The sequence below is a fragment of the Vibrio marisflavi CECT 7928 genome (assembly GCF_921294215.1).
GTDB lineage: Bacteria > Pseudomonadota > Gammaproteobacteria > Enterobacterales > Vibrionaceae > Vibrio > Vibrio marisflavi.
This window is the reverse complement of record NZ_CAKLDM010000005.1, coordinates 53,716-63,990: the sequence shown is the minus strand read 5'-3', so window position 1 is coordinate 63,990 and position 10,275 is coordinate 53,716. Positions and strand designations below refer to the sequence as shown.

Below are 10,275 nucleotides of genomic sequence, written 5' to 3'. Positions count from 1 at the left end.
GTAAATGTCTCCGATGATCAAGTCGATGGGATTGACCGTCTGATTTACAATCATTGCTTAAACAAAAAAACGCTTAGAGAGCATACAAGGTTTGCCCCAGTGACATTTCAAAAACGCGTTCAAGCAGCGTTGGACAATAATGTCATTACTGAGCCTATTTACCAAAACAAGCAACACCTTTTCACCAGGCACGATATTCTATCGCTGTTAGATTATTGGGAGTTTCCAACTTACAGCGAAAAGTATGTACCTAGGGTTATCGCCATAGAAAACCAAAAGGGTGGTACGGGCAAATCGACAACGACCGCTTTGCTATCGACTGCAGCAGCTTTGGATTTAGATACAAATGCTCGAGTACTGTTGATTGACCTAGACCCACAGGGCACGTTAGGCCAAGGAATGATCACTCGTACTTTAGATGACGAGTCGGTTTATCTTACTGCAATTGATTTAGTGCTTGGCAACACAGAACAAGAAGGTGATTACCACGATCTCATTGAGTCGGGGTATACCGAATCTGAAATTATTAAAAACTCTCCATTTAACACACACTTACCAAACCTTGATGTGTTGCCCGCTTTTGCCACCGACGAAAGGTTCCATGACGTGTTTTGGCAGTCTGATGAAGAAATAAAAGATAAGTTAATTGAAAGGCTGTCTAAAGATATCATTCCAGTACTGCAAGAATCTTATGATCTAATTTTCATTGATACCCCCCCACAAGAATCTCCTTTGATATGGGCGGCGAATGAAGCTCTGGACTGCCTTCTGATTCCGATCTCTCCAAGAGAATACGATTACTCTTCCACAACTAACTACTTATTGACGACAGCGTCTCGATTTGAAGGGTTGCCATCAAAAGGGGATAACTTAGTTTGGAGCCGGGTACTGGTCGTAAACCATGATGAAAAGGTTAAGGCAGAACGAGATACGATGGATAAACTATCTAGGACGGCACAAGACAAGCTTCTGTCTTCCTATATTGTTCATTCAGAGCTCATGGTAGCGGCAGCAGAGCTCAACCGTACGCCTCTTGATGTTATGAAATCAGAAAAGCTTTGCTCTTCTAAAAAGTACGATGATGCAATCTCTTCAATCAACTCGGTATATAAACAAATCATTAGAGAGATCAAATCCGTATCTGTTAAGGAAGAGAATTAAAAATGAATAGTAAATACAGCAGAAGCACTGGCAAAGAAGCGTTTTTAGGAAAATCGGCAAAAGGGCACTTGCAGCAAGGCAATAAGCTTCAAGTTCAATCTAAGCGAGAGCTGAAAGAATACAAATTAGAGAGTGGGGTATACAAAGCACAGCGCCATGTTTTATCTCATGATGAAATAGAAACTAAAACGCGCTCTCATTTTTTGAATCCTCGTAACCAAGACGCTCTCAATTATGACGCTGCCAGTGCCATTATCGAATCTATTCGAGAGAAAGGCATCGATACGGATTGCCTTGGGATCTGGTCTAGCGACAATACGACAATTTTGGTGATTGAAGGCAGTTTGAGGCGTTATTGCGCGATTGAAACCAAACAGTCTTACCCTATCTGGGTTTTACCTTCAGACAGTGCGTCTAACAATGATATCCGCGCTCTTATTCGAGATGCTCACTCATTGAAGCCTCATTCCCTTAGAGAGCGTGGCAAAGCCATGATGGATGAAGCCGGAGAACACGGTATCGAGCCGTCGACACTGACCGTCAATGAGTTAGCCGCTTTGCTGAATGTTGGCAGAGAAACGGTTAGAAAATCGATACAGGCACTTAAGATAGACGAAGAGCTCCTGCAAATATTTCCTGACTATGAAGGCATTCCAAACAGTTTCTACGCAAAGCTTGCAAGAGTAGAGAAAACACTGAAGAAGTTTGGTACGAGTATTCAGTCTTTTAAAGATGCCATCCTGATGGACAAGGATATCTCTTCGTCCAGCCAATTGGATAAGGCTGAGCGTCAAGACATCGTATTGAGTGTCATAGAGAGACAGGAATTAGCACTAAAAGGGTCGGGCTCTGCAAAGTCTGAAACGCTTGTGGATTTAGTGAAATTTGCGTCTAAAGATAAGCATGCGAGAAAACGCGTCAGTGCCAATGGCAAGACCGTTAAGTTCGAACTTTCTCGAATGGACAAAGCTTTGGTTGAGGAAGTAGAAGCATTGATAAAGAGTTATTGTTCGTAGCGTGGTCAAGATCGAGGCTATCCTACTACTCGCACTCATGGGGTAGCCTGTAACCCTTTGTAATTCATAGTTAATATATTTCGTTCAGTTGAAAACAACCGGGGTTGTTCGCACTGAAAATTCCCTTTATTTTTACGAGATGACCGTTATGGCGGCTTCATTTCTTTTGTCTCGTTCTTAGAGTATTTTCGAATGAATAGTGTTGATATATACCGCGCTCATAAAGCTTTCTGTCATCTAGTCCTTTATACGGCAGCCGGTATCAGTATGTACCTAACGGTCACCTTTATGTATTCATTGGGTAAAGGTACTGGTTTAGCCATCACGTTTTCCATATTGGGGTTGCTGTTCGATGCGGTAAAAAATTACTCTCCGATGCTTATTTTGAGCCTGCTGGATAAGAACAAAGCTACGGCTATATTGCTCAGTATCATTAGCCTTTCGCTAGTTTTTCTAAGCACAACCGCTTCAATCTTTTCGCTTCAGAATGGGGTAGACTCCGTTCTATCTCAGAGCCGAACTGCTCAAGTGGCGAAGCAAAAAATCTCTTCACTTCAAAGTGAAATCGAAAACTTAGAAACCTTAAGAACTCGACAGCTGAACGTTGATCATATTACGCAAGCCAGCACGACGTCTCAGTTGATTGCGAAAAAGAGAGCGGCCTTGAGTAAGGCAATGGACACGTCCGTGAATATTAAAAGTGACAGCCTATTGGCTTCGTACTCTACATTAATTGTGCTGACCATTTCTATCGCGCTAGAAGTATTGTCTCTTGCCATGACACTCTGTTTGCATCACCTCAGCGCGAAGAAATATAGCAAGCAGGGTGTGGCCTTAGAACAAACGCCAAAAGTCAGTCAAAATGTGGAAGTAGGGGAGTCTTCAATCCTTGTTGAAGAGGCAAAAAGTGAGGCTCCATTGGGCGATGGCATGAACCGAGCATATTCAGTGTTGGTCAACCCTAGAGTAGTAGAAGATATGCAGCTTGCACTTATTCAGGGGCGGTGTTTACCTACTCATCGCTCTATCTATAATTGTTTTCGTAATACGATCAGGCAAAAAGAAGTCAAAACTTATTTAATGGAGTTGGCTGCCAGAAATATTATCAGGTCAACTGGAAAGGGAGGGTATGTCTTATCGAGTTGACGAGTGTCGGAGGTGAATACTTCTCGGTACGTTCAAGCTATATTGCTTATTGCTAAGGTAATAAACTAAATCGGTAATAGAGAGGGCATCTTGGGTCTCCGTGGTTGGTGACTATGAGCCCTAGTGGTATTGTATGTGCGATTAACGCACACTACAGGGAAAGCGATCAAATCTTATCGAGGGAAGTATGACAGATCAAACAGGTAGAGAGGCATTTTCCGCTTATTGTCGAGAGCAATTGGGACTAGATGTTAAGGAGGTCGCGAATATTGCAGAAGTGCCAAGACGGACATTTTATGATTGGTGGGAGAGTAGAAATAAAGCTGTGAGGCTAATTGTTGCTGGTATAAAACACGCGCAGCAGACAGAAAACGTAAGTTAACCGCTCATTGGAGCTGGAGATACGAATACCACCCACCGTCGGGTTTCTTTTAGAGAAATGTATTTATGGTAAAACTGAATAAGTCATCTATTCCACAATGGGCCAAGGATATACTATGTGCGAAAGGCCTTGGGTTCGATTCTAAAGAGGTACAAGAAACGGTATGGCACTATTTTGTCGATCAGTTTTCTTGTATGGATATTAGTATCTCAGAGCTAGGCTTGTACTTTGGCCACCTTATTGATGAAGAATTAAAAAAAGGCAATATAAAAAAAGCCCGCGAAATGTTTAATAGTCAGTCTATTTCGTCACATCGAAAGAAAAATCAAACAGTTAAGCTTTCCGCTTTAACGGAATTTACTGAAAAATACACGAATTACCTTGAAGAAGATGTTCAGGAGGGTACTCAAGAAGAGCATCCTATAGCTTTGGATCTTAACCAAATCGAGTACCAACTGCTATACGAAGCTTATACGGCGCTAGAGAGTGACGATGAATCACAAAAGTTGAAAATTATTGAAAAGCTGAGAAAGTTTTTTGAGCAGGTGGGTAGACCTCAGCAGTGAACAGTGTGCTTACCAAAGCAGCTTAAACATATTGGGTATGTATAAGCTGCGTTGTTAGTATAAAAGCGCGAGTGATTCCAATTAAAAATGATTAATATGGACGCTTTACCAGTGTGTTGCGCTACCGATGTTAACAATCCTTGCCACTGGATAAGCGGTACAATATCCAGAATACTCCACCGTGACGGTAGCTTTAGTGACAAAGCCTAGCTGCAGCCATACGAGCATGGAGGCTATCGCTTAAAAAGAAATCTAACGACCTATTCCAGAAGCGAACTAGATATGGAAGGGGGATAGCAGCGCTTATTGCATTATGAATAAGCGCCCGGTGCTCAGCTGAGAACCTGATATTTACAGTGAAAAACATTGATTATCCAGTTGCGCTTCGAATGAGTTCCCAAACTGATGCTATTACTTTTTTAATGACCGGTAAGGTTTGAGCGATAATGTCTGCAAAGAGTACATTCAAATCCGTTCCTGTGGCTAATCCGTAGATAACGGCACATCCAGCTGCAAAGATGACTATCTTGAGCAAATCAAACATCATATCCTCCATAACAATAGGTGTCCCAATTCATTGAATCATGACGTTAGAGGTTTCCTAAATTTTGGTTTTAAATAAAGGGGCGAACGATATTGATTGCTTTTTATGGCTTGCCTTCTAATTGAATAGAGTAAAGCTTTCAGATGGTTTGGCATAACAGAAGCGAGGCCACGGGATTTTAGGGCCCTAATGTGTATCTTCTATTTATCGAAGATAGGGTATTTCTCTTACTAAAATTCCAGCCACCTAGTCGTTAGTACTTGCGTGTAATTTTCTATGTGAACGAACCAACAAAACGGTCCAGAAATGCACTATAAAATCATATGCAATCATAGACATTATAATGAAAACATTATAATCTTCTCGATCAGTGGTGTTTGGAGAGTTCCTAGCCATAGGTAGTAACGCATATCGACAAAAATATTAAAAAATATGTGATAAATATGTTCTGGATTGTAATTGAAGAGGCGACAGAGCAAAAACTAGTTGGCTATCTTGTATGACTTTGTGTGTGAACAAAGTTTGAAGCTAAGAACTCTCCAAACTGCCCAATCTTCTTCCCAAAAAGCGAACTACTCAGATACGTTGGAACAAAAAGCGTTTCTCGGGCTATAGATAGCAAGCAATTTACTCATTGCTCGATGAGGGTGTATTCTCATCATTGACCTCTTGCTCGCTAAGCAACAAGCGTAGATCCAGAGCAAACTATAGAAAGTGACGGCTGATATGGCTCCAGTTTTGTATCCTAAAGCCGATTTAGTGCTAGTTACCTAAATCGACTTTCTTTCATTCAGACGAGCGCTGCCACTTCTATTGTATGTTTTGGTCTGTCCCAAACTTAACCTTTCCTCGACAGCAAGCACAGGTGGTTTGTTTTTCAGCCGCGAGAAAGATGATTTGCGCTAAAGAAGACACTTTGTTCTCGTATTCAGGAACTTCTAGGGGGTTATGAATATTTAGAAGTACAAACCCTTTGCAATGAGGGCAACGGACAAACTTCCAAAGGTAAGAAATGTGTGCAAGAAATGTCGTGAGTGTTATAAGGCTAATAGTGAAGCCAATGCAATCGTTGATAGCAAAACCAATGATGATAAACACGCCTCCAACATTAAGTAAAATCGCGTCGGCAAAGACCGTTACTTTCGCCGGTTTATCATAAATGTATTTCACACCTAAATTTGAGTTATCACTTGGTATTGATAACTCTTCATATATAAACGCCCTTTTCACCATAAAGTGCTTAACAAGGTAAGCTACGGGGAAGATACCTACCATTAGATACCCCCCAATAAACGCCAAATAGTCTTCCCAAGTGATAGTGACCGAAGGTAAGCTTACCCAGCTTAACCCGACCAAGAAGCTAGGTAATAAAGTAATAGCAATTATTACTATTAATACGTCACGTAACCTAGATACTTTTGACTTAAATGCATACCATCCGCCAAAGGTAAAACCTAGAATTAGGGGAATAACGAAGATTGCTAAATCTTTCATGTCATTGTCCTATAAAAACTTAAAATGAACACTGATCCCGCCAATTACCTTGCTCTCCACGAGACCAGCTTTGCCCACCACGATCTTTTTTGGCTTGCTCTCTTACGCTCTGTATTACATCGGTTTGGTAATCACTGGTGTTAACTTGATTAGAGGCAGCATTTTTGCTGAGCTGATTTTTCATACCCTCTTTTGAGACTCTCATGGTACCGTCAGCTGCCGCACCTACGACCACATTCAACGTTCCCGTAGCGATATTCCCTTTCTTTAAGTTTCCAAGGCCATTGTGTATTAAGCTGCCGCTGGCCCCTCCGACACCGGGTATAGAATTGATTACACCATTTTTATAATAGCTTTCCGGATCGCTAAGATTTCCTGTAAGCATGTCTGAGGTCATATTCACCGCAACATCCGCGTTAACTTCCACAGCTGCAATTTCTACTTTTGCTATACCTGCTTTTATCAAACTACCACTCGTTGTTGCAGCAGTTCGAGCAATTGCCGCATAACTATTGGTGACCAGAGACACGCCCAAACCAATTGCTCCTTGTTTTGCTGCTTCTTTGATAGCTCCCATAGCAGTGCCAGTTCTTTGATAACCCTGATAAGCCCCGATAGCAGCAGAACCGACGGTACCTATAGCCACATCGATAAAGAAAGGAGTATTCCCATTTGGATCAACCAGCGTCACCGGATTGTTCCATGAGTACGCGTATCGGTTAAACGTCATTGGCGCATCCGCCGAGAAATCGACAAGATCAACACCCATAAAGCGTCCTAAGAGTGGATCGTAGTATCGAGCCTCCAAATAAGACAAACCGCTATTGCTATTGAAAGGTTTATTGATAAAGCCGATATGCTCACCTACTAAGCCTGTTAGCGTATTGGTATAGATTCCTGGGTTTAGCTCCGCCCCATATGGTAGGTAGTTTTGACCGTTTCCTGATGTATCAATAATGGAACCATCTATTTTGCTTTTCAGGATAACCGAGCCAAGCAAGTCACTATGGAAAAATGTGGATGTAGCAGGTGTAGCTTGAGAGCCTTGTTCATGTGTGCTTTCAGCTACCTTGCGACCATTTAAATAGAGGTAGTTGGTGATCTTCCCATAACCAAGTTTGTATAAAAGTTTGTTTTGACCATTATATATTTCATAGTACGTCTCACTCTCATCTACAACAGCAACACGATTTCCTAAAGCGTCATAGTAATAATAAAGGTGGTAGCTTTTTCCTGTATATGGGTTGATGCCTGTGGCTTCAACAAGCTGTTTGGCATCGTTGTATATCATTCCTGTACCACTTCCATCTCTGCTGGAAATGTTGCCATAGCTATCGTACGTAAAGGCTTGCGGTGTATCCCGGGATTCATCTTCTAAAAGGTTGGCTAATGAGCCGTAAACTGAGCCTTCAATATTGGACATTCTATTTTTAGAATCATAGAGGTACGTAAATGTAGATTGACCGTATGACTTATACGTTATGTTTCCAACCAAGTCATAACGAACTGACAACGACTGACCACTTACCGAACCGCCAATTAGCCAATTATTATTGTCATATTGATAGTTTTTATTGTGGTTTGGTCGAGAGTCAATCACAGCGGTGACATTGGTATTTCCATCATAGGAGTAGCTCAAAGTCACATTGCTGGCTTGGTCATTTAAATTCACTAAGCTGCTATATTGAATGCTTTCCAGCATACTGCGGTCATTGTAGCTATATGTCGTTTTCACCCCACTAGCAACGGTATAATCCTTCTCTCTATTGTCAGGTTTGTAATTGACCTGCGTGACCCAATCTCCAGCTTTTGTTGGTCGACCCAATGAATCTGGCGCATAGTCGACGGTTGTTCCATCAGCATGATGGATAGTGTTTAAGTATCCGTGAGAATTGTACTCTAGTTCATCTTAAGTTTGCTCTTGCTTGACGCCCAACTTGAACACTTTGCTAAGCGTAGAGATAAAGACTTTGGCCGTGTTCATCGGAGCTAAACGGTGTTGGGAGTGCAGAGCAAACGGGTTGATAGGAAGGTTGTTTGGCTCTAACACCGTCGCGCCAGTGGCCGAGATGAATTTGTCATCCACGTAGTCAGATTTGTAATCAAATATCAGAACCCCCAGAGACTCGTTGCCGGTGTTCAGCTGCTCTTGTTGTTTCAACTGGGTGAGAATGGATTTGACGGTTTGAGTTTAACCCGTCCCCATTGTCCCAACGATAGCAAGATTTGGGTTTAAGTATTCATTGGTGTCAGTGGGTGTCCATGTCTGAGTTGAATCATCAGATTTACTTTGTCCCACATTGATTGAAATCGCGCCTGACGTCCTTGTAACAGATTTTTTAAGGCAAGGTGTGGATTTCGGCCTTTTTCGCTTTTTCCTCTTCAGGTGCTTTCTGAATGCCTAGATTCTCTTGTTTAGCGCTGACTTTTGATGTTGCTGATTTCTGAGGGGTTTGTTCTTGCGGTGATAAAGCAGAGCTGGCCAAAGAAGAGGGTTTTGGTTGGTGGCTTGATTTTACCTCTTTGTTCAAATTGGACGGTGCGTTTTTGATTTGAGGTTTTGAGCTTGTTTTCGCCCCTGGCGATTTCATGGATTTAGGGAGTAGGTTGTCCAACAAACACGGAGCAGGTTTGTGCTTGTTCAATGTGAACGCCAGATTTTCCTCTAAAGCCAAGAACAATTCATCCGGTAAGATAAGCGTTTTCTTCGCACGAGTGACAGCCACATACAGTAGGTTTAAATCTGTCTCATCCATGGGTCTTCCGTAATGAAAACTCGAAGTGGCAGTTTTGAAGTCGTCGGCCAGCATGACTGTGTCGAACTCCAAGCCTTTTGAAAGGTGAGCTGCCGATAAGTGGACTTTGGCTTTCGTTGGGATGATATTGAGTGTCCATTGGAGGGCTTCGGTGAATAAAGCTATTTTGTCTTTTTTGTTTTCTATCCAATCACCCAGAGTTTGAGTTTGCTTAACGTGTTGCCAGCTTTGTTCGAGGTAAACACCGCAGGGATTTTCGTCTGGTAGCAAGAGATAAGTACGTCGAGCAAATTAATATTGGTATGCGCTAAATATAAGAATGGATCACTGCCATTATATTCAGAGCCTTTAATTACTTGAGTATCAAAACCGCGTCCATGAATGAGTACCTTATCATCGCAGTGATTAAGTATTTTCGTTGCTAAGCTCGCAATATTAGGGCCGAAACGAAAGGAGTGCGATAAAGGGTATGCGGGGTGAGGGATAATATCCATAGCGTTGAGCCCACCGCGAAATTGATAAATAGATTGGTATTTATCACCGACGAATATTTGCTGACAAGACTGTTTTAATATCACATTCAAAAGTACAGGGTTCGCATCTTGCGCTTCATCAAACATGATGTAGTCATAATTTATGACGGGATTGTTCAGTTGCCAATATTTCACATACGCATCATGAGAGCTTGGGCATGGACTATTGGCATTTAACATAGCCTGTGAAAATAGCTGGCAGTGATGAACCAGATAGCGGATTAACTTCTCTTTTTGCTTGGGCTTTATTTTATTATGCTTAATGAGCTGGCCAATTATCCTTTCAGCTTTATGGACAAGGTGGATATCGGTAAGTTGGATGGACGCGGTAGAAATGAATTGATTGGCTGAGGACAGTATGACACGCCAATTTTTTGGAATGTCGAGTAATTTAAACTCTGCATGGTTGGAGTCGAACTGACCGTATTTATTGACTGAATCACCAGAGTGTTTTGAATTCACTTTTTTCAGAAAATTGGATTTCACTTCCTTATCAAAGATGCTTAATGAAAAAGCATGGGAAGTGGCAATATGAACGCTATGACCTATGAAAAGTTTTCTGGCTTCGCGCTCCAGTGACTTGTTATAACAAATATAGAGACCAAGCTTACCTTCTTGATATTTCTCAATCGCTCTCAGTAATGTGCTTTTCCCAGGCCCAGCATAAGCGTACCCTC

11 protein-coding genes are annotated in these 10,275 nt (G+C 41.8%); 5 read left to right on the top strand and 6 right to left on the bottom strand.

The features are described from left to right. From L7A31_RS22080 to L7A31_RS22060, 5 genes are all read left to right on the top strand, one after another. On the top strand, positions 1-1,161 hold a 1,161-nt coding region (locus L7A31_RS22080), incomplete at its 5' end, for a ParA family protein (protein WP_237364212.1). Positions 1,162-1,163: 2 nt separating this feature from the next. Beyond that, positions 1,164-2,177: a ParB family protein gene (locus tag L7A31_RS22075; protein ID WP_237364210.1), complete on the top strand. Its 1,014-nt coding sequence runs from the start codon at positions 1,164-1,166 to the stop codon at positions 2,175-2,177. 192 nt (positions 2,178-2,369) lie between these two features. Continuing rightward, complete coding sequence (locus tag L7A31_RS22070; RefSeq protein WP_237364202.1) at positions 2,370-3,323, top strand: hypothetical protein; 954 nt, start codon at positions 2,370-2,372, stop codon at positions 3,321-3,323. Positions 3,324-3,510: 187 nt separating this feature from the next. After that, a complete protein-coding gene (locus L7A31_RS22065; protein WP_237364200.1) occupies positions 3,511-3,705 on the top strand; it encodes a hypothetical protein in 195 nt (64 codons plus the stop codon). Between the two features lie 65 nt (positions 3,706-3,770). Continuing rightward, positions 3,771-4,271 carry a hypothetical protein gene (locus L7A31_RS22060; RefSeq protein ID WP_237364198.1) on the top strand — a complete coding sequence of 167 codons (501 nt, stop codon included), beginning with the start codon at positions 3,771-3,773 and terminating at the stop codon, positions 4,269-4,271. 370 nt (positions 4,272-4,641) lie between these two features. Here the strand turns inward: L7A31_RS22060 and L7A31_RS22055 are convergent, their stop codons facing one another. From L7A31_RS22055 to L7A31_RS22030, 6 genes are all read right to left on the bottom strand, one after another. Further along, on the bottom strand, positions 4,642-4,815 hold the full coding sequence (locus L7A31_RS22055; RefSeq protein WP_237364196.1) for a hypothetical protein: 174 nt from the start codon (positions 4,813-4,815) through the stop codon (positions 4,642-4,644). A gap of 810 nt (positions 4,816-5,625) precedes the next feature. Further along, complete coding sequence (locus tag L7A31_RS22050) at positions 5,626-6,309, bottom strand: hypothetical protein (protein ID WP_237364194.1); 684 nt, start codon at positions 6,307-6,309, stop codon at positions 5,626-5,628. Between the two features lie 19 nt (positions 6,310-6,328). Continuing rightward, complete coding sequence (locus L7A31_RS22045; RefSeq protein ID WP_237364192.1) at positions 6,329-8,134, bottom strand: RHS repeat-associated core domain-containing protein; 1,806 nt, start codon at positions 8,132-8,134, stop codon at positions 6,329-6,331. Between the two features lie 84 nt (positions 8,135-8,218). Further along, positions 8,219-8,470 carry a hypothetical protein gene (locus tag L7A31_RS22040; protein WP_237364190.1) on the bottom strand — a complete coding sequence of 84 codons (252 nt, stop codon included), beginning with the start codon at positions 8,468-8,470 and terminating at the stop codon, positions 8,219-8,221. Positions 8,471-8,648: 178 nt separating this feature from the next. Then, the gene (locus L7A31_RS22035) at positions 8,649-9,335 is read right to left on the bottom strand and encodes a 3'-5' exonuclease (protein ID WP_290368782.1); all 687 of its coding nucleotides are present in this window, start codon (positions 9,333-9,335) and stop codon (positions 8,649-8,651) included. Continuing rightward, positions 9,248-10,129: a UvrD-helicase domain-containing protein gene (locus tag L7A31_RS22030; protein ID WP_354003832.1), complete on the bottom strand. Its 882-nt coding sequence runs from the start codon at positions 10,127-10,129 to the stop codon at positions 9,248-9,250. Before L7A31_RS22030 ends, L7A31_RS22035 begins: the two co-directional genes overlap by 88 nt. Positions 10,130-10,275: the final 146 nt, after the last annotated feature.